The organism is Spirochaetae bacterium HGW-Spirochaetae-1, from assembly GCA_002839375.1.
Taxonomy (GTDB): Bacteria; Spirochaetota; UBA4802; order UBA4802; family UBA5550; genus PGXY01.
This window is the reverse complement of sequence record PGXY01000002.1, coordinates 385,861-406,618: the sequence shown is the minus strand read 5'-3', so window position 1 is coordinate 406,618 and position 20,758 is coordinate 385,861. Positions and strand designations below refer to the sequence as shown.

The window sequence follows — 20,758 nt, the reverse complement described above, 5'->3', positions numbered from 1 at the left end:
GGGGAAGCCATGAAGGATATACGGAGTTATCTGATCAATTATAATGCCGCAACGAGTGAATACCCGTCCGGGAGCCTGAAAGATAATCCGGGAGACAACACAGGGAGTCAGGCGACAGTAGACCTGTTCAACGACATACTGTACGCGATAATTGCGTTCATCCTGAAATATGGCACACTCTCCGACACGGACGAGACGGTGCTGGCGAGTGATTTTGTTGACGCGGTGGAGGCGGCATTTTCTGATCTCGCTGTATTGCTGACAGGTGCGCAGACCGTGGCGGGCGTGAAGACGTTTTCGTCCACTATCGTAGGCAGCATTGACAGCATAAAGGAGACTGGCAGCGCAGGCGCGACTCTCAGAAAAAAAGATATCGAGATTGGCGACTGGGATATGGATGCTACCGAGATTGTTAATGTTACGCACGGACTGACTCGATCAAAAATAAGGAATGTTCACGTTCACATCAGGTCTGACAGCGATTCAAGTTCTGGTTATGACGATACCTGTCTTGAACGTGGAGGGTATTACATGGTTTCCGATACTTATGTAACACTTAGGAGAACAGCATCCGGTGCTTTTGATAGAGCCGATTATAACGCAACATCCTACAATCGCGGTTGGGTAACTATTGAATATATAGACTAATCCTTGAATTCAAATTCATATCCTATTGTCACGGTAGAGATTCCATATGTCCATGATCGGTCATCCATATAATATTTTTCATGAGAAACGGGATGCGCGCAAATATGTTTATATTCGAGGTAAGCCCCGCGATATTTGATATTGCTGCCAATTGTGTATATATCTTCAAACGGCTTAAAGTCCGTTGGCGACCATCCGTTATAGTAACACCAGGTCTGTATTCCTGTAAATATTGCGAGTTGCATGTTGTCGTTAAAAAAATGAAACCTATATCCCAGTTGGATATCAGTATACATGCAATCATCAAAATTTATAGTGTTTTCTTTGTATTTATACAGATAATATTCAGATTCGCCAACAACAAAAGAGCCTTCTATTTTGCCATATATTCCCCCCGTAGCTTGAATTGAGGTCAAGAGAATTGCTACGATGACAATACCTGCAATCTTTTTCATATTTCTTCACACTCCATATTAGATTAATTACTCATAAATTAATGTAAAGTAGTGTCAAAGTCAATTAATTTTTATATCCCCTTCGCTTTTTTTGTCTATCGAAAATATCCCTTCTTGTATCTGTCGCACGTCCTCCATTTCTCCGATTGAGAGCGCGTAATAATGCTGGCTCATTTCGTCGGTTAAGTGGCCGGTGATCGACTGCACTTTTTGCAGGGGTATCTTACTGTTGATGAGCAGAGAATTGAGGAAATACCGCCAACTGTGAAACGTGATGTTCCGGGCCTGTCTCGCCTCCTCGCTGATCCCGACTTGTTCCATGGCCCGGTAAAAACATCGTACCAGGTAATCACCGTGCGCCGGTCGCCAAGCATGATCCGGGGAGAAGAAAATGAACGCCTCCTCGCCACGGGCTGCGATCCATGGATTGACGTCGACAAGCTCTTGCAGTCCCTCCCGAACCGCTCCTGGGATCACTACGTTCCGCGCCCTGCCCGTCTTCGTGCTGTCGTTCAGGCGATTGAGATGTTCATTCCACGACTGAGCAATTTCGATGTATGCCCCGTGAAAGTTCTTAATCCGCAGCCCGAGCAGTTCGCCGAGCCTCATACCGGTGGATGCCGCTGCCAGGCTGAGAATGTGCGCCCGGCGATCTTCCCATTGAGCCGTCAGGACTTTGCGCGCCTCTTCAATCGTGAGGATACCCTTCTCTTTTTCCGCCCGCTGTGCCACTCTTTCAATTTTTGGCACAAACTGAATCAACCGCCTATCCTCTGCGGCCTCCAGAATTGACCGGATCATGCCGAGAGCCTTGTTTACTGTTGAGCCGGAAAAGCCGAGATCGTAAAACAGCTTATTCCGAAAATCCATGATCGTTTTTTTGTCGAGTTGCTGCAATCGCATAGAGCCAAGGTGCGGCACGATGTGAGCTTCGAGAAAACTGTTCTTTTCCAGACAGTCGCGTTCTGACGTACGCTTCCCCGCAAGCCTCTTATTTTTGGCCCATTCTTCATCCCAGGAGAAGAAGTTCTTTGTAAACGATTCAAACGTAGTGCTGCCTTTCTGTGCTACGTGTCCAGCCTGCAGGTATTCAACGGCCCATTTTTCGGCCCTGCCGATGGTAGTTTGCCGGGAACTCTTGGCGGTGCCGAAAGTCCCGTCAGGCATCTTGAACTGGACGTAATAGTATTTGCCTCGTTTGAATATAGAGAATGGTTTATCTGCCATGCCCGAAAGCCTCCATATAAGAACTGAAGACAATATAGGATGACAGGAACAAAGATTCAAGTGTTTTTTCTTACAGTCTCTCTGACACTTGCTTTTCGCGGGTAATTTCGGTGGGTCTTAAAACACGTAACCCCTGAACTAGCCAGGGGTTATCTTCGCGCCCGGAGGGATTCGAACCCCCGACCTGCGGATTCGAAGTCCGACGCTCTATCCAGCTGAGCTACAGGCGCACACATTTGTGTTCTATAAATAATTCTCCCCGAGGAGAAGTACTTAACCGGTTTGTTTGATAGATGAGACAATACTTTCATGATTCAAATCTTGTCAAGAAAATTGTTTAAATCCCTTTAATCAGCAGGATCGGGAAATTCGGGCTCTTTTTTAGACAGAAAGGCCGAGATCCCGTGCATGCATTCCCCGGAAGCGATAAGTTCCGAGGCAAGACTTGTTTCCAGTTCCAAAGCCTCATCCAGTTTCAGAGCCGGGCTCTCCCTGATGCATCGCAGGGCAAAGCGCACGGCCCTGGGACCGTTCTTGGCTATTGCCAGCCCCAGGGATACAGCTTCATCCAGCGCTCGCCCCTTCCCGCTCACGGCATTTATCATTCCCCTTTCAAATGCCTCCTGTGCTGATATCTTCTTTCCCGAAAGAATAAGCTCCGCTGCCACGGCAGTTCCGGCCAGGCGTGCCAAGGCAACGCCTCCTCCCCAGTCAGGCATGAGACCAAGACTCACTTCGGAGAAACATATGACGGCATCGGGGTCCATGATGCGCATATCACAGCGCACGGCAAGTTCAGCACCGCCTCCATAGGCAAGACCGTTTACCGCTGCAATAACCGGCACAGGAAGGCTTACCAGCCTGTCTACGGTCGTCCGTATCTTTCTTATCATGACCTCAACGGGTTTGCTGTCATTCTTTTTCACGCTTTCAATAAGTCCCGAAACCAGTGTATTGTCGGGGTTTACATCGAATCCTGCGCTGAAAACACGGTCTCCCGCTCCTGTTATGATGACGGCCCTGGGCATGGATGCCCTTACTTTTTCCACGGCGCTGTCCAGGGCGTTCCACATGTCATGATTGAAGCTGTTTTTTCGGTCCTGCCGGTCCAGGGTGATGATGGCAAGCCTTTCCCTGAACTCAACGTGTATACCTTTATTGTCCATAATCATATCCTTATAGCTGCTTTTCCGTATCAGTTTTAATCTATGAGTATGTTTTCAAGCCTGACTGAGACAAGCTCCCCGGTGAGAAGAATTTCATTTATCTTTTTTTCAATCTCATTGATCAGTTTATGCACGTCTTCATCTGAGTCAAGGTCATTGTACTGTTTTCCCTTCAGCAGTCCGTCTATTGCATCATTGATTTCATCTATCTTCAGTTTAATCTTCCAGGTAATATCATCATTATTTATATACATCAATGTCAGTGACAGGGAGCCCATCCTGGCATTCCGGTCGCAGGTGGTGATATAAAAGGTCGGCAGAGTATAATGCAGCAAAGCGGCCGCTGCCTTTTCAGAGGGTACTTCGACGATGCCGGTACTATTTTTTTGCGGTGACGAGCAAAGAAGCAGGCTCATCACCGCAGGAACGAGAAACAGGGTCTTTTTTTTCATCTGTCACTCCAGCGGTGCATGGAGGACCTGTCTTAAAGCAGGAACTCCATGTCAGTCATCGAGTGTACAGCCTCACGCAGAATTTGTCAATACATTGGGGTGTATTCCCCGGTAAAACCGGGAATTTACATCACATGCGGCCCCGAGGAAGGAACCAGATCATGGATGTTCAGGGGAACTCCCTTGCCGGCAGCAGCTTCAAGGTAAATAGCCTGCGCCGGGCAATTTGCCACACATATTCCACATCCCATACACAGTCCTTCATCTATAACAGGTTTTCGGTCATCCATAGAAATGGCGCCAAAGGGGCACATTTTCGCCACGGTACCGTTCCCACGACATTTTGCATGGTCAACGACCGCCACATAGCCTCCATGGGCGACGGGACTATGGCTGACTCCAATCTTTTGAAAGAAGTTATGACCGCTGATAGCGACACAGCAATCAGGGCAGCAGTTGCATATGGCGTACATCTGCTGTCCAACGCCGTCCTTGCAATAGGCGTTTGTAACATATCCTTTTTCCTTGCATGTTCTCATCAATGCCAGGGCTTCATCCCTTGTCAGTCTAGTCGGATTTCCTTTCTTATTGTGCTCAAGCATAAAAGAGGAATAGGGTTCACCAATCATAAGACATTTGTTGGCAGGTTGGCATTCATGGCCCTTGGCATTGCGGCATGCGCAGTCAACGGCCACAATCGAATGGGGATTCCTCAATATGATCTGATTTGCCCGTTCAAAGGGAATGACGGTTTTAGCCAGTTCATAGGGAACTGTTACATCACAATCAAGATTGATGATTTTTTCCGCATCACCCAGAGACATCACTTTGCCATGATACCGCTGTGTCACATATTTTATCACGGGTATAAACAGGATTTTATTGTATCTATTGATCACAAGCCCCAGAAGCTTAAAAGCCCTTTCAATAATTTTAACATAGATACTGATGTATTTGAGATAGAGATATCCGTCGGCGAACATAATGAGATGTTTCCAGCCATGGAGCCTGTAGAGAGATTTTGTCGTTTCTTTCATATCTATAACTCCCGTTTTAGTTTAATTAACTGCTTCAGGTATTAATGGACCTGACGCGTCAGGTCCATTAATACCTTATTAGAGCAGGAGTCAAGAAAATTTCTGCACGGGAGGTACACCTATGGCATCATTATAACAGTGATTATTTCAGGGTATGCACAGGTACCAGCTGTTTACAGGCCCTGTTTTGATAACAGCGACAGAGGAAAAAACAGATTCCATCTCTTGGGGAACGGACTGGATGAAATTAACATAATCGCTTCCCTCAAGCTTTTCAATAAGGGTGATAGAAAGCCTTCTTACCTGATTAAAATCGTGGAAGAGTACCATATTCCGGGCAATTCGGGCACATTCCCGGTAAAGAAGAATGCGCTGTTCTGAAGGAAAACCATGAGCCACATACGCGGCCGATACAGCACTAAAGGTCTTGTCTTTGAAAGGCAGACCGGTAAAAATATCACCGATTATGCAGGGCAAATCATTTTTGTGTCCCCGTCTGACCATGGAGGCAGCCCTGTCAACTCCGGTAACATCAAAGCCCTTTTCCCGCAGGGCATAGGCAAAGGCCCCGGTACCGCAGCCCACATCAAGAAATGACGTATTGCCTTTCAGGAATTCCATGTTCCGCTCAATTATAGTTCTGTACCATCGCACCTGATATGGGAAAAACCAGTTATAAAAAAATGAAATGCGGTCAAAAAGCCGGTAATGATCATCTCCGGGCATAGGTGATTTCATGACCCGTCATTCTCCTTTCTTCTTAATGATACCGCGGAAAGCCATCTCAATGGATTCTTTCACAATGTCATCCAATGATTCATTAATAATATTCATGACATTCCGCTTTTCCAGCAGCAGTATTCCGTCCATGGTGGCCCACAGAACCGTGGTGGTTTTACGCGCATCTACTGGTTTGAAATCACCGCTTTTTATTCCCTCTTCAATTACAGCCTGCAAAAGTGATAGAAGATGCACGGTCTTTTCCTCAACAGCCTGGAGCATGCTGGTGTCCCGGAAAAATTCCTCCTGCCCCAGGTGAAGAATGGCTATGATATCGTAGTACTCGCGATATTCACGATAAAAATTAAAATAGGCCCCGGCGATGGCGGACAACCTGCCGGCAGCATCGCTTCCCGCCTGTGAGATGGACTCCTTGATGTACCCGTGGAGTATATCGATTCCCTCTATGTTGAGAATGCGATATATTTCAGGCTTGCTTTTAAAGTAGAGATAAAATGTTCCGGTGCTCACGCCTGCATTTTCCGTGATCATTCCCACCGATGTTCCCTGGTACCCGTGAAGGGAAAAAAGTTTCTTTGCCGAGTCCAGAAGGCGTCTTTTTTTTATCAGCTTATCCTCTTCTGTCCTGGCCCGAGTTTTCATGTTTTTCCTGCTTATTATCACCGGATCAGTCCCCATATCTGTTTCATGTCATTTATTTCATTTAAAAATCTTTGTAATATGCGCCTTTAACAACCGGCATCTACCATAATTTATAAATTGTCTATACCGGTTTTATCAGATATTGCCGCACAGAAAACTATTTTATAAATAGTTGCAAAAGACCACTTATGTCAATACAATATTTTAAGGGGAAGTGCTCGTATTTAAATCTGGTTTTTCAATTCTTTTCAAAAAGCGCTTTACAATCGGGAGAAATTATTGTCATTCAGATCAGGCTGATAGAATGGGATTTGGTTTCCTGCCTTAAAATCAATGAATAAAGAAACATTATCTATACGCATCAAACTTGGATATGGTTCAGGCGATCTGGCCATACAGATTCTTATCAACAGTGTTATACTGTATCTGCTCTATTATTATACCGATGTATATCACCTCGGTTCCGCGTCGGCGGGATTCATCATCCTTGTTTCCCGCCTTCTGCAGGCACTCTTTAATCCTGTCATCGGTGCTGTTTCGGACCGGACCTCCACCCGCTGGGGAAAGAAACGCCCCTACATCCTCTTCGGTGCAATCCCCCTGGGATTATCCTTTTTCCTGGTCTTTGCGTCACCGGATCTGCCGGCCGATCTTCGGCCCTGGTATGCCTTTGCCACATCACTCTTTTTTTTCATCGCTTTCAGTATCACGGCCATCCCCTACAGCTCCCTCTCGGCCGTGCTCTCCCAGGACACGCATGAAAGATCGGTGATATCGGGATACCGGATGATCTTCGCCATTACCGGGACCCTTATCGCAGCCGGTCTTATGAAACCCCTGATTTCACTGTTTGCCCTCGAACTGGAAGGTTTCAGGACTACGGCTCTACTTTTTGGCACAGCAGCCGCCATGATACTGTTCATCACATTTTTTTGTACAAAAGAAAAGCACATTCCCGAATATCCCGATAGAAAAGGCGGTTTATTTAAGGACTTGACCCTCCTCGTGCATAATCGCCCCTTTCTCATCCTGGCTTCCTCCAGTATGTTTTTTATGCTGGGCACGAACATCCTGGCCACCACTATGAACTACTATTTCAAATATAACCTGCGCCGCGAAGACCTGATTCCCGTAGCTTTCAGTTCTGTTTTCATCAGCGCAGCGGCAGCTATGCCTATCATGCTAATTCTTTCAAAAAAATACGGCAAAAAGCGCTCATTCATGATGGGCATGGCTCTGGTCGCAATGACCCTCTTATTATCATTTTTTACCGGAGAACAGTCGATGCCTGTTTCCATGATTTTCTTCATTCTTGCCGGTGCCGGCCTTTCGTCGGCCTTCCTCCTTCCCTGGTCCATGGTACCCGACACGGTGGAATATCAGCAGTGGAAAACGGGACAGCGTAATGAAGGTATGCTCTACGGTTATTTTGTACTTTTTTTTAATGTATCAGCAGCACTGACCGGCCTCATCTGCGGCCTTGGACTGGACCTGGCAGGATATATTCCCCATACTGTCCAAACCGCCGTCACGAGAAACGGAATAATTTTTCTTATGACGATAATCCCCTGTTCATTCATCTGTACCGGTCTCATTATCCTGAAATTCTATCCTATTGATGAACAGATGCATGGACATATCCTCGACAGGATAGAGGAAAATAATTTAAATAAATTGACTTGATTTGTATATTCATTTTATTATATATTGCGCTAAATTTGACATCATGTAATAGCAGCATATACATGTACGAGGAGTTAAAAAGTGGCAAACCAAATTCAAAACTACTTTCTTTCAAAATATGCCGATTCATCTTTCCAGAAGCAGAAACTTACCCAGGCCCTTCTTTACTTCTGCCTGGTTCTCGGCACAATAGTGGTTCTGCTTTTTTTTGCCATACTTTTTCTCAGTCCCAAAACAATGCTTTTTGCCGGGCCCGTTCTCCTCGTTCTGTGTATTTGCATTACAGTGACACTTGTTTTCCTCAGGATGGGCAAATATTCCCTGGCAGCAAATATCCTCGTATCTGTTATATTCTTATCGCTCTCGCTCTCTCTCTATGGTAAAGCCATAAAACAGCCACACATGGTATTTTCTTCAAATTTCTATTTTCTCCTTGCTACAATTGTCCTTGCCACTCTTTTCGCAAAACGGGGAGTTATTCTGTTCTGGACAACCGTAACAGGAATAAATAATATCGCCCTGTTCATGATGCTCAAAGCCAGGCTTACGGGAAATGAACTCGAAGCGGCAAAAACCGGATTTATATACATTCTTTTTTCCATTGTGCTGGTGACAATATTATCACTTCTCATTCACGGCATTTTTCAAAAAGCGCTGCAAAAACTAAGTGAAGAGCTGGAGCGAAACAGCGAACAATACGATATAATCAACAGGCTCTTTAAATCGGCTCAGAGCACATCAAAAGATCTCTCGGGACTCTCCCACAGCCTGACCGGTACGTCGACTAAATTTCTCGATACATCGCAGAACCAGGCCGCTTCCGTGGAGGAAATTACCTCGGCCATAGAAGAGATCACTGCCGGCATGGAGAATATGTCCCGGTCTTCCCAGGACCAGGTGAGCACCATGACTGACCTGGTCAGGGATATACAGGACATGTCCAGTATTACCAATGATGTCGGCGTCATCACGCGGGAGACCCTGGATGTTACGACCAGCATAGCGACCGAGGCCTCGGCCGGGGAAGTGTCCCTTAAAAAAATGAACACGAGTTTGAGCAATATTATTGAAAGTTCCAAGGATATAGCCAACATCATCGGCATCATAAACGATATCTCGGACCAAATCAATCTCCTGTCCCTGAACGCCTCGATCGAAGCTGCCAGGGCCGGTGATGCGGGAAGAGGTTTTGCCGTGGTTGCCGACGAAGTATCGAAGCTGGCCGACCAGACTGCTTCGAGCATCAAAGAAATTGACAAATACATCAAGTCCAATAATGACGAGATAAACCGCGGCATGGCCGATGTCATGGAGGTCATCGATAAAATCAGCAGCGTCATAGAAAGCATCGATTCCATTGCCGGCATGATGAACAGGACCACGGAATACGTGGGAAAACAGATATCGGTGAGCTCAAACATCAATGTTCAGGTAGACCTTGTCATGGACAAGTCGGGGTCCATAAAAAGCGCCATTGATGAGCAGCGCGACGCCTTCAGTGAGATACTGAAATCAATCGCTGAAATAAACGAGGCCAACCAGTCAACGGTCATGGAATCGGAAAAAATTTCCGAGGATTCAAAAAAAATATCGGAGCTATCCGACAACCTGGAAACAACGATTCATTTTATCCAGGAATAAAACAGTCCATATCTGCGGCCCTTCACACCGAAATTCAATTCAGTCTCACGGACGCTTTCAGAAGCGCTGATATCCCTTTCCCACGATCTCATGGGCGTTGAATACCACGAAGAAAATATCCTCATCGAGCGATTTAAGATACTCCTTTAAAAAGGCCAGTTCTCTCCTTGTGAGCGCCGAGATGATGATTCTCCGTTCCCGGTCATCAAAAAGCCCCTTCCCGTCCAGAAGGAGAAATCCCCTCTGCATATCGGTCCGGATTTTATCCTTTATATCATCGTAACGCTCTGAAAGGATGAGTATCCCCTTGTAATACGACATGCCCTCGAGAGATACGTCCATGACTTTCGAAATGGCGTAGACAGAAACGGCCGAATAGATAGCCATGTTGAGATCACGGAACAGAACCACGCCGGCAAGAATTACGGCCGAGTTCATAAACAGTATGGATTTCCCCACGGAAATCTTGTACCAGGAATTAAATATCTGCGCGGCAATTTCAACACCGCCCGTTGTTGCCATGGTTTTGAAAATGAGTGCCACACCGTATCCCACCAGAATACCGCCGATAATGGACTGTACCAGGAGATCGCCGCTCAGTTCGGGAACACCGATGGCATAGATGATCAGGTCCGTGGAAAGAGAAGTGAGAACAATTCCGACTATGGTCTTGGCGCCAAAGCGGGGGCCCAGGACACGGATTCCCCATATGATGAGAGGAATATTCATGACAAAGACCATGGTTCCCACGGGCAGATGATACCGATGATAAAGTATGGTGGCGACCCCGTAGAGCCCACCGGGCACTATCTTGTTTGGCACGAGAAACAGGGTATACCCGATGGACTGTATGACGGAGCCCTGAAGTATGAGAAAATAGTTTTTAAACCATACCCTGGTAAAGGGTTTCTCGAAATTATAATTCATGCATCACTCCGTGCCCGGTGCTGATTATTCGGCGTGAGCGTCGGCCACTTCCAGCGCCTTGTCCATTATAGAAACGCCTTCATCGATTTCATCTTTTGTAATGATGAGTGGAGGCGCCATGGCTATGACATTTCCCGGGTTGGCAGCCATAGCCATCATTCCCAGTTCACCCAGCCGTTTCGCCACTTCCATTTTCGGATTCATGCCGGATCGGATCTTGGCGTCAAGGGGCATTATGGGCTCACGGGTCTTCCTGTTTTTCACCAGTTCAAGTCCGACAAAAAGACCGAGACCCCTCACATCGCCTATACTGCGATGCCGTTCCTTTAATTCAAGCGCTTTTTCCAGAAGATAGGCTCCCATCTTCGCCGAATTTTCAATAAGAGCGTCCTCTTCGTATATCGAAATAACGCGCAGGGCCGCGGCGCAGGCAAGGGCATGACCTGCATAAGTGGCACCGTGACTGAAGAAGTGTGTTTTGAAATGATCTCCGATATGCTTCCGTACAACGGTAGCCCCTATGGGAAGGTACCCGCTCGTCATTCCCTTGGCCAAGGTCATGATATCGGGAACGGTATTCCAGTGATCCATGGCGAACCAGCGTCCCGTTCGCCCGAATCCCGTCATCACCTCGTCGGCTATAAGAAGCACTCCGTGTTTGTCGCACACGGTACGAAGTTCGGGAAAATACTCTTTCGGCGGAACGATAATGCCGTTGGCTCCCGTTACGGGTTCCACAATGACGGCAGCCACTTTTTCATTGCCGCCTTCAAGTTCCATGACTTCGTCTATATACCTGACACATCGCATATCACAGGCTGGATACGAAAGCCCGAACATGCAGCGATAACAGTAAGGCTGTGGAACACGGACATATTCCGTTCCGCCCTGGTGCTGGGCCCAGTTCCGGGCATCCCCGGGAGATAGTGTCATGGATGCCGCCGTAGCCCCGTGATAACTCCGGTACCGGGATAAAATTTTAAATTTTCCGGTAAACTGGTGTGCGATTTTTATGGCCGCTTCATTGGCCTCAGTCCCTCCCAGGGATATGAAGGACCGCGACAGATCACCGGGCGTCACCATTTCCAGGAGCTTCGCCAGCATGGCCCTGGGTTTTGTCGACATGCTTGGCGCAAAGGATGTGATCATATCGGCCTGCTTTTTTATTGCATCGATAACCCGCGGGTCCTGATGGCCTATATTATGACTGACAAAACAGGAACTGAAATCGAGACGTTCCCGTCCGTCTTCCGTTAGAAACCGTACGCCTTTAGCTGAAACTACCCGCATTGGTGATGCCACCGGCTGAAATGACCAGGAGTGAAATAAATTATTCACTTCATAGTTGTCGAGATCCTCTTTAGATGACGGAATAATACGCATATCCTCCATATGCCCTCCAGGTGTTAAAATTTAATTATACCGATGAACATACTCATAAAGTATACTGATATCGTCACGCTCACCGATGAGAAAATTGTCATAAAAACACCGGCCTTTGCCATATCGCCGATGGTAAAATATCCCGACGAATGGGGAATGACATTCGTGGGTGTTGATGTGACCAGTATAAATGCCAGCGATGATGTAATCCCGGCCGGAATGGCCAGAAGCACCGGGTCAAGACCGAGATTTTTCGCCAGTGCTATGAGGAGGGGCACCACTATTATCCCGGTAACCGTATTGCTGGAAAAAATTACTTTCATCAGGGAAACTCCCAGGACTATTATGAATATGATGAGGGCTGGATGAAGTCCCCCGATAGAATGAAAGGAAATCCAGGCGATCCATTCAGCCGCACCGGTCTTGTAAATGGCCATGCCCATGGAAAGCCCGCTCACAATGAGGATAATGCCGCCCCAGCTGATGCTGCTCTCGGCCTTTTTCCAGGTAATGGTTTCAATACCGGGAATAAAAAATAACAACCCGCAGGTGACAGCTACAAATGATATATCAAGATAATCGATGACACCACCGGTCCAGTCATTTATGAAAGGTTCCATTATCCAGAGAAAAATTGTTATGGCCAGAATTATCAGCACGGCTCCCTCTTTTTTTGTCAGTCCACCCATTTCCAGCTTCTGTTTCGCATAATCATCTCTGGAGATAGTCAGGTTAATTTTTTCCAGGGGAAAAACCTTTACCAGGGTAACCCATGCCGCCGGGATCATGAGAATCATAGCCGGAAAACCCAGGGCCATCCACTGCAGAAAGGTGAAATTCACGCCGGCCAGGTCCTTGAGAAAACCCATGGTCAGGGGATTGGGGCCGCAGCCTGCCGGTGTTGATATTCCGCCGATCAGGGGGCCCCAGGCACAGGAAATCATGAGAGAACGTCCGAAATTACTTTTCAGGGGCTCCAGACGCGCGTCCCTGAGGATGGAAACACCTATTGGCATGAGCATGGCAGCCACTGCCATGTCGGTAACCCAGCCGGATATGAATGAACCGACAATGAGAAAGGACAGGATTATGAGAGATGGACTGTGCCCCAGCTTGTACAGTACGAAGGCGGCAATACGCCTCATGATGGTAGTATCTGCAATTGCCGCTGAAAGTATCAGGACACCCAAAAAAAAGAGAATTATGGGATTGCCGAATCCGTCATTAACCAGCTGTTTGAAGGGGGCCGCCTTGGTCACAACGAGCAGGGACATGGCAAGGAGCCCCGTTATGGCAAAGGGCAGCGCCTCGGTTATCCACAGAATTACCGCCAGGGACAGAACGGCAAGTGTGGCCTTGCCTTTGCCGCCGAGACCGACCAATTTTGTTCCCGTATCAATGGCAGTCGGTTCAGGCAGAAGAAGTATCACCGCCATGACTATGACAGAAAGAATAAAAAAACCAAGTCTGAAATATAATCCGTTTCCTTTTTTCCACCATGATTCACCGGTTTCGCAGCTGACATTATTTTCCCGATCACTCATTAATATCTCCTCGCAATTTAATTATGGGCACTAAAAGAATCCGGTATACGCATTAAATCATATACGGGAACATCCGGAATTATATTATCCGGGACTCACTTGTCATAAATATTCCTCAAGTCCCAGTTCCCTCGCCTTTTCCGGGGTCACTGTCCCGTCATTGGACCACCCGCGCAGTCCATAATAGGCGTCAAGCAGGGCGTCGAGTTTCTCCACGGGACAAAACCATCCCCGGGACGGCCCTGCCGGAATGGGTTCATTGGTCACACGATAGGGAAGGACATCCTTTGATCGGCAAACACCCCTTTTCATATTGATCAATCTCTCCAGGTTATAGATACGTTCACCGCATCTTTTCAGTTCATCAAGTTCCATGTCCCAGCCCGTTATGCTGCTTATAAAAGGCAGATATGCGTCATTTATCTGTGTTCCCAGGGCGCGCTCCTGGACAAAACGGCATATTACCAGGGAATCACCCAGGGCCGTATTGTGCTGACTGTTAACGCAGTATTCGGGCTGATGGTCAAAGCCCGGGTCTTCGGCAGGATCATTGGGATAATACGATGGACGGGCATCGTGATGACTTCCTCCCCTGGTAGACGTGGCATAGGCAAGGCCCATGTTCCTGAGCCCCCGCGCACTGTGCCCTGCGATTTCCATACCCTTGACGCTGTAGAGCAGCTTCCACGCGTCTCCACCCAGAAGATCAGCGGCCTTTTCCGAACCCATGGCCAGGAGCGCTCCGAGATGACCTTCTTTAAATGCCGCCGCCTTCGCCAGCGCAGCCAGGGGCTGCCCGTCACCGAATAACAGATCCATGACAGGTTCTTTTGTATTTCCAATAATATTTTTCTCCACACATTCCGTGAGAAAAGCCAGTGTAACACCGAAACTGATGGTGTCGATACCCATTTCATCACACATGGCATTGCCATTGAAGATTGACGCCAGGTCGCCATTATCAAGCATGGAGCCCAGGGAATAAATGGTTTCGTATTCCGGCATTTTCACCGTCTCCCCGGAGAACTCACCGTCGGGGACACGCACGGTCTTTCCGCATGCCACGGGGCATCCATGACAAGCAACGTTCTTTACTTTATAGCCAGTTATAATTGTCTTTCCATTGATCTGACCGGCTCTCTCAAAAACCTCACCGCTGTTGTTTCTCGTTCCCAGCTTCCCTTTGCCATTGATCGTATCCACCAGGACCGGTGTGCCCGTCTCAGTCAGGGGCCTGGTCTTTTCCTTAAGATCGGCCATACCGGCCTTCAACAGCCCTTTAAGTTTTTCCCCATCGGCAATGGTTATTTCCCGGGAACCCCGCACGGCCAGTCCTTTACAATTCTTCGCTCCCATGACCGCTCCCAGTCCGCCCCTGCCGGCGGCACTGAGCCTGGCGCCGCTGCACATGATCGCGGCATAGAGCACGCCGTTCTCGCCGCCGGGACCGATGAGGGCCGTTTCACACGAGCCTCCTTCGTGTTCCACAATCACGGCATGAGCCTGGGAAACAGTTTTACCCCAGAGCGAACCGGCGTTTTTCAGTTCAACCCTGTCGTTATCTATAAAAATATAGACCGGTTCCTTAGCTTTTCCCGTAAGAACAACGGCATCATAGCCAGATCTCTTGAAGGCCATGGCGAAGGCGCCGCCGAAGTTTGAATCGGCGAAATAGCCCGTAAGGGGTGAAATGGCAGCGCAGTGTCCCCTTGACGAGGACCAGAATCCAGACCCGGTGAAGGGACCCGTGGCGAAAACCAGGACATTCTCCGGTGAAAATGGATCTGCCTGGGCCGGGACCTTGCTGCCGATTATGGCCGCGGCAAAACCGTTCCCTCCAAGAAATTTTCTTGCAAATACCTCACTGAATCTTTCCACGACAATATCACCGGAGGTTAGGTTTATATTTAAAATTTTTCCATGGTAACCGTGCATGTTTTCCGCCTCATTCCGTATTCGTAAAAATAATATCTTTATAAAAAATTATCCCCTCGCTCGTCAATAAATTCAGCCAGGCCCTCAATATGCTCCCGCATGAGCCGCTCTGCCGCGGCCTCTTCACCATTTTCTATAGCGTTGATGATCGCGCCGTGTTCACGATGAATGGATGGAAGCCTCTCATCGAACATGGCAGACCTGAACCGAATCCACCGCATGTGTTCATGGAGATTATTGGCCATATCGATAAGTAAACGGCAACCGCTCAGCTTCAGTACCAGTTCATGAAAATCCACATTGGCCGTTGAATATTCAAGAAACTGTTCCTTGACAACCGGGGAATCAAAAGGCGCAAATATGGCTTTTAGTTCTGCGATATCCGCGGCCGTTGCATTTACCGCAGCGAGACGGGCGGCCATGCCTTCCAGGGCGGAACGCACGATAAGAATCTCGATTATCTCTTCCTTGGATTTCCTCACCACGTAAATTCCCCTGCGGGGAGCGACAGAGAGAAATCCTTCCATAACCAGGCGGCTGATGGCTTCACGAAGGGGCGTGCGGCTTACGCCGAGTTTTTCAGCCAGGTCGCGTTCATCGAGTTTACCGTCATCGGGAAGACGGTAGATATCCATTTTAAGCAGACTGGCCTTCAAAGTTTCATAGGCCATGTCGCTCAAACTTTTCGGCTGCTTGATTTTTTTTATATTCAGATCCATGGAGAGGCTCCCGTACTTTTATTGTATCTGGTATACCAGATACAATAAAAGTATTTTTGTCAAGCATTATCTGCTTATCGCTGCGATACAAAATGTACAACGGTAATATATGGATAAAAACGGCAGGATATTATTCCAGCGGAGATTCCCCTTTCACGGCAATGACCAGGGCCGTGGCATTATCATCGCCCCCCTTTTCAATGGCCCGTTCTACCAGGGTGCGGGATTTCTCCGTAAAATCCCCCGTAACTTTAAGAATATTCTCCATGAGGCGATCATCAAGCATCCCATGAACTCCATCACTGCAAAGAATGATCAAATCGCCCTCCCTGAGGGAAATGGAGACCAGGTCCACGGCAACATCGCTCTCCACGCCCACGGCGCGGGTGATGACATGACGCTCGGGATGCTCCCGGGCCTCTTCTTCGGTAATGAGTCCTGAATCCAGCAGGGACTGGACATATGAATGATCTTTGGTGAGACGCTTTATTTTTCCGCCCCGCAGAAAGTAAGCGCGGCTGTCTCCAACCCAGCCCGCATAAAGGGTGTCGCCTCGCACGAGGCACACCACGGCGGTAGTCCCCATGCCGGCATGGGCTTCGCCCCGCAGGGCAATTTCATTGATATGGCCATTGGCATACCGGATCGCTTCCGCCACAAGACCGTTTCCGGTTTCTGTACTTTCATCATCAAAGCGGGAAGATACATATTCCATTACCTCGGCGGCCAGGAGCCGGCTGGCCATATCACCGCCGCGGGCCCCGCCCATGCCGTCGGCCACGATATAAATGCCGTGCCTGTCATCGGCTGCAAAGCTGTCTTCATTGTTCGGCCGTTTTCCCCGGTGGGTGTAACCTGCCGATGTGGTATTCAGTTTCAGAGCCACTCTATTTCACTACCTGCAACTCGGTCTTTCCTATAAGAATAACATCTCCGCTCCTGACCTCCACTCTTTTCCCCGGCTGAAGAGGATTTTTATTCAGGTAGGTTCCATTGGTGCTTCCTTTATCCTCGAGAAAAAGTTTTCCCGCCTCCAGCTCAACAACGGCATGATTTCTCGAAACCATGGGATCATTATCAATGACGATGTCGCAGCTCTTATCACGGCCTATCCTGATTATTTTTTTTACGTCTATATCCCGATCCTTAAACCTGATCCTGGTCCCGGACCCGGCACCTCCCGCCGAAATGTCTTTGGCTCCCTTTGCCCTTTTGTATACGGTTTCATCGGCCATGACAGATATCCTCGCAAAATTATTTTTTTAATATTCATAATTAAAAGTCGCTGTATCTCTGAGGATTCAACTTACACAAAAAATATTATCGCGGTCAAACAGATTTTACCGGCTGTTTCCTTAATTTTAGAAAACCGGATAAAAAATATTTCTTTTCTTGACCGGGCATATCCCTTTAAACTATATTTGAGTTCACTTTGCATCTTAAATCATATTTCGCCGGTGAGGCCTATGAAGATCAAGGAATATAAAATCCTGAAGGAAATCGGCGCCGGGGGCATGGGACGAATACTGGTGGCCTCCCATCCGGACCTGAAAACTACGGTTATCCTGAAGGAACTGAGGGAAAATACCCGTGATTTCTCCCAGCGATTCCGCCGCGAGGCGCAAATCATGATGTCACTTCGTCATGACAATATAGCCTTTTTCAACGACTTCTTTACCCATGAGGGGAAAAAATACATCGTCATGGAGCACATCAACGGCGTTCCCCTCTCTGATATCATCCTGAAGAAAAAGCGTATAAAACCCGAGGCTGTCCTGCTCATCATGTCTGAAGTGGTCAGGGGCCTGGCATATGCACACTCCAAAAATGTGCTCCACCGTGACCTGAAACCGCAGAACATTCTCATCTCCAAAAAAGGCGATGTGAAAATCATCGATTTCGGCATCGCCTCCTCGGCACAGTTCAGTGAATCCGCCGGAGATGAGACGCAGACCGACCTCACCGTGGCCGGCTCCGTTATGGGAACCCCGGCCTACATGTCGCCCGAACAGCTGGGCAACCTGAAAGATGTGACTGTACGTTCAGAAATTTACACCCTGGGTATAATCCTCTTCGAAATGCTTACGGGAGAAAAACTCTTCACCAATGAAATATCAGCCCAGGCCATGACGGAACGCCTGAAGGACAGCCGCATCGCTCAGAAAATAAGGGGGGCAGGTCTGCCTGTATTTTTTAAAAGAATACTCCTGTCATGCCTGCGCACGAATCCATCCCGACGATATAAACAGGTATCGGTTCTTCAGAAAAAACTTGACGGGTACCGGAAAAAGATGACGCAGGGAGACGTGCAGAGCAGCATTGCCTCCTATGTATTCCAGGGCAAAATTGCCGACGAGCTCGTGCGCATGAAGCCCGTGTATTCATCGTTCCTGAAAAGCTTCAGGGAATCACGCCTCAGGAAAAATCTGCTCATAACGCTCGTCACCGCGGTCCTGGCGGCTCTCATTTCAGCGGGATTCATTTACACGGACCTCCGATACAGGGTATTCGCCCGAAGCAGCATGGGCGGAATGGAGATCCAGTACAGCCTCCCCCTTCCCCGCCTGGCACCGCTTCCCGACCCGAAACTTGACCCGGCCCTGCACGCAAAACGTTCGGCAGAGGCTCGGGAAAGGCTCCATGATTTTATCAGTCAATGGTACCGCGACATGCTCCTGGATTTCAGGCTCAGGGCCTGGCTCATCGGCCTTGACGGCGTTGCGAGCAATCAGGTCAGCGCCGAAGAAATCATTCTCACGCCGAAAAACTACGTACGCCGGACGAATGATGATTTCACCATTGACCTGGGCGATAAGTCCGTCCTGGAAAACCGGCTTATCCTCTCGAGCCCGGTCCTTTACCGCCCCATTGGATCATACGCGGTAAAAATTCAGTTTAACAGCAAGGCCTACTGGACGCACTTTATTCTCGATCCGGTAAAAAAACAAAAGGGCATAAAGCTCGTTGAGACGCCCTATTCCGACACTCCCCGCAGCAACGTGTCGTTCAGCTTCAGGTTCAATGACGGGAATACCGGCAGACCCGTGAGCGATGTCAGGATATTCATACTTCAGAAAACAGCGGGAGGACCGCGATGGCTCGACTGGGAAAAACTCTCCTCAAAGAAGATTTTCCTGAGAAGTCTCTATAACGGCCAGTCATATTATTTTCGATTCACCCATCCCGATTACGACACGGGCAAAAGCATCAAGGTATATACCAGCAAAGATGACCGGGTCGTGGACGTGGTGATGAACTTTCGGCCGCTCCATTAATTTTTTCTGAAAGAACCGGTTGCTCTTCCATGTTCAAAAGGACGATGATATTTATTCCCCGGTGTTTATTTTGATGGGAGTGACATTATTATATTACAAAATTTTAAAGCTTTACTCCAGTGCCATTGCTCTGAGAGGACAGGATTCGACGCAAATGCCGCAGCCTGTACACAGATCATAATCGATTTCCGGGAATTCACGGATAATGATGGCTTTGCAGGGGCACTCACTGGCGCAAAGACCGCATCCGCCGCAAATATTTGTATCCACTAATACCTTCAAATTTTGTACTCCTTCTTGTTTTATATGAATTTTAATTCAGCCGTGACATCATTCCTCATCTTTCTGATTCCGTGAAGCAATCTCTTCCAACTCTGATATTCTGACATTCAGTACATCAATCTGCCTTGTGAAAAACTCCGCCTGATTTTTCAGCACCTCAATTTCTTTCTCCGGAGTAATATTACCATTGGGTGTGAGTCCATCATTCCAGGACCAGGTCTGAGAGGTATTGTATCCCCTCGCCCATCGACGATTTCCCGTTGCATAATATTTATAGCGCCATCCGCGCCCACCTCCACTGAATCCCCGTCCGCGACCACAGCGATAAGCCGAATTGTCATACACCGGGACACTGTTTCCGGTACAAAATCCTGCGCCCCGCCCTGTTGCAGGCCCGTATCCAAGCGGCCCTTTTCTATCTCCTGCAGGCATATCATACCTCCTTTATTTTATTAGTAATGGTAATCATTTTCATTATAAGTCTAAAAAAAAACCTATTTGCATCGTTCGCAAAAACCGTAAAAGCTGATAGCATGGTCCGTGATATTGAAATTATATTTTTTTGACAGCCTGGTTTGTGTTTTATTAATGAATTCCAATTCGTCATCAAGAAACTCCGTATAATCTATGATAGATTTACACCGAAGGCATATGAGGTGATGATGATGCTTTTTGCCGCCGGGATTATTTACCAGTTCATAACGGGCCTTTCCGTCACCAAAATCGAATTTCTGTACAATCCCCATCTGGGTCAGCATGTCCAGTGTCCGGTAAACTGTGGTGAGTCCCATGGATGGATTTATAGCGTGTGCCCGCACATACACATCGGCGGCACTCACATGATCATCAGTCTCATGGAGTATATCGAGGACTATTTCTCTCGGGGCTGTTATTCTCGCACCCATATCATGAAATCGATTTTGCCACCAGGCTCCTTTTCCCCGCACTGACATCTCCTTCCCTTATTGACAATGATTATCATTATCAATATATCGAAAATT

At 47.9% G+C, this 20,758-nt stretch carries 20 protein-coding genes and 1 tRNA gene; 4 read left to right on the top strand and 17 right to left on the bottom strand.

Annotation, left to right across the window (positions count from 1 at the left end; translation table 11 throughout):
- Window positions 1-9 precede the first annotated feature (9 nt).
- The gene (locus CVV44_03795; protein PKL40739.1) at window positions 10-648 is read left to right on the top strand and encodes a hypothetical protein; all 639 of its coding nucleotides are present in this window, start codon (window positions 10-12) and stop codon (window positions 646-648) included.
- Here CVV44_03795 and CVV44_03790 read toward each other — a convergent pair.
- The 8 genes from CVV44_03790 to CVV44_03755 form a co-directional block, all read right to left on the bottom strand.
- Window positions 645-1,103, bottom strand: a complete 459-nt coding sequence (locus tag CVV44_03790; GenBank protein PKL40738.1) for a hypothetical protein — start codon at window positions 1,101-1,103, stop codon at window positions 645-647. The genes CVV44_03795 and CVV44_03790 overlap by 4 nt on opposite strands.
- A 60-nt stretch (window positions 1,104-1,163) precedes the next feature.
- Window positions 1,164-2,330 carry a hypothetical protein gene (locus CVV44_03785; GenBank protein PKL40737.1) on the bottom strand — a complete coding sequence of 389 codons (1,167 nt, stop codon included), beginning with the start codon at window positions 2,328-2,330 and terminating at the stop codon, window positions 1,164-1,166.
- Window positions 2,331-2,486: 156 nt separating this feature from the next.
- A tRNA-Arg gene (locus CVV44_03780) sits at window positions 2,487-2,560 on the bottom strand.
- 117 nt (window positions 2,561-2,677) lie between these two features.
- Window positions 2,678-3,502, bottom strand: coding sequence for a hypothetical protein (locus CVV44_03775; GenBank protein PKL40736.1), 825 nt, complete (start codon window positions 3,500-3,502; stop codon window positions 2,678-2,680).
- Between the two features lie 29 nt (window positions 3,503-3,531).
- Window positions 3,532-3,948: a hypothetical protein gene (locus CVV44_03770; protein ID PKL40735.1), complete on the bottom strand. Its 417-nt coding sequence runs from the start codon at window positions 3,946-3,948 to the stop codon at window positions 3,532-3,534.
- A 125-nt stretch (window positions 3,949-4,073) separates the two neighbouring features.
- On the bottom strand, window positions 4,074-4,985 hold the full coding sequence (locus tag CVV44_03765) for a 4Fe-4S ferredoxin (protein PKL40734.1): 912 nt from the start codon (window positions 4,983-4,985) through the stop codon (window positions 4,074-4,076).
- A 147-nt stretch (window positions 4,986-5,132) separates the two neighbouring features.
- Window positions 5,133-5,723 carry a class I SAM-dependent methyltransferase gene (locus CVV44_03760; GenBank protein PKL40733.1) on the bottom strand — a complete coding sequence of 197 codons (591 nt, stop codon included), beginning with the start codon at window positions 5,721-5,723 and terminating at the stop codon, window positions 5,133-5,135.
- A gap of 6 nt (window positions 5,724-5,729) precedes the next feature.
- Window positions 5,730-6,404 carry a hypothetical protein gene (locus tag CVV44_03755; GenBank protein ID PKL40732.1) on the bottom strand — a complete coding sequence of 225 codons (675 nt, stop codon included), beginning with the start codon at window positions 6,402-6,404 and terminating at the stop codon, window positions 5,730-5,732.
- Between the two features lie 297 nt (window positions 6,405-6,701).
- On the opposite strand from CVV44_03755, the gene CVV44_03750 reads away from it, so the two are divergent.
- Both CVV44_03750 and CVV44_03745 read left to right on the top strand, forming a co-directional pair.
- Window positions 6,702-8,051 carry a hypothetical protein gene (locus CVV44_03750; GenBank protein ID PKL40731.1) on the top strand — a complete coding sequence of 450 codons (1,350 nt, stop codon included), beginning with the start codon at window positions 6,702-6,704 and terminating at the stop codon, window positions 8,049-8,051.
- Window positions 8,052-8,132: 81 nt separating this feature from the next.
- A complete protein-coding gene (locus CVV44_03745; protein PKL40730.1) occupies window positions 8,133-9,692 on the top strand; it encodes a hypothetical protein in 1,560 nt (519 codons plus the stop codon).
- 57 nt (window positions 9,693-9,749) lie between these two features.
- Here CVV44_03745 and CVV44_03740 read toward each other — a convergent pair whose 3' ends face one another.
- The 6 genes from CVV44_03740 to CVV44_03715 form a co-directional block, all read right to left on the bottom strand.
- Window positions 9,750-10,619, bottom strand: coding sequence for a hypothetical protein (locus tag CVV44_03740; protein PKL40729.1), 870 nt, complete (start codon window positions 10,617-10,619; stop codon window positions 9,750-9,752).
- Between the two features lie 24 nt (window positions 10,620-10,643).
- Window positions 10,644-12,011: an aspartate aminotransferase family protein gene (locus CVV44_03735; protein ID PKL40728.1), complete on the bottom strand. Its 1,368-nt coding sequence runs from the start codon at window positions 12,009-12,011 to the stop codon at window positions 10,644-10,646.
- Window positions 12,012-12,025: 14 nt separating this feature from the next.
- Window positions 12,026-13,546 (bottom strand): hypothetical protein, encoded by a 1,521-nt coding sequence (locus CVV44_03730; GenBank protein ID PKL40727.1) that lies wholly within the window; start codon window positions 13,544-13,546, stop codon window positions 12,026-12,028.
- Between the two features lie 102 nt (window positions 13,547-13,648).
- Window positions 13,649-15,481 carry an aldehyde ferredoxin oxidoreductase gene (locus CVV44_03725; GenBank protein PKL40726.1) on the bottom strand — a complete coding sequence of 611 codons (1,833 nt, stop codon included), beginning with the start codon at window positions 15,479-15,481 and terminating at the stop codon, window positions 13,649-13,651.
- Window positions 15,482-15,519: 38 nt separating this feature from the next.
- The gene (locus CVV44_03720) at window positions 15,520-16,200 is read right to left on the bottom strand and encodes a GntR family transcriptional regulator (protein PKL40725.1); all 681 of its coding nucleotides are present in this window, start codon (window positions 16,198-16,200) and stop codon (window positions 15,520-15,522) included.
- A gap of 130 nt (window positions 16,201-16,330) precedes the next feature.
- Window positions 16,331-17,086 (bottom strand): serine/threonine-protein phosphatase, encoded by a 756-nt coding sequence (locus CVV44_03715; protein ID PKL40724.1) that lies wholly within the window; start codon window positions 17,084-17,086, stop codon window positions 16,331-16,333.
- On the opposite strand from CVV44_03715, the gene CVV44_03710 reads away from it, so the two are divergent.
- Complete coding sequence (locus CVV44_03710; protein PKL40723.1) at window positions 17,064-19,475, top strand: hypothetical protein; 2,412 nt, start codon at window positions 17,064-17,066, stop codon at window positions 19,473-19,475. The genes CVV44_03715 and CVV44_03710 overlap by 23 nt on opposite strands.
- Window positions 19,476-19,586: 111 nt before the next feature.
- Here the strand turns inward: CVV44_03710 and CVV44_03705 are convergent, their stop codons facing one another.
- The 3 genes from CVV44_03705 to CVV44_03695 form a co-directional block, all read right to left on the bottom strand.
- Window positions 19,587-19,793: a ferredoxin gene (locus CVV44_03705; GenBank protein ID PKL40722.1), complete on the bottom strand. Its 207-nt coding sequence runs from the start codon at window positions 19,791-19,793 to the stop codon at window positions 19,587-19,589.
- A 113-nt stretch (window positions 19,794-19,906) separates the two neighbouring features.
- Entirely contained in the window at window positions 19,907-20,194 is a 288-nt protein-coding gene (locus CVV44_03700; GenBank protein PKL40721.1) for a hypothetical protein, read from the bottom strand.
- A gap of 57 nt (window positions 20,195-20,251) precedes the next feature.
- Window positions 20,252-20,710 carry a ferric uptake regulation protein gene (locus tag CVV44_03695; GenBank protein PKL40720.1) on the bottom strand — a complete coding sequence of 153 codons (459 nt, stop codon included), beginning with the start codon at window positions 20,708-20,710 and terminating at the stop codon, window positions 20,252-20,254.
- Window positions 20,711-20,758: the final 48 nt, after the last annotated feature.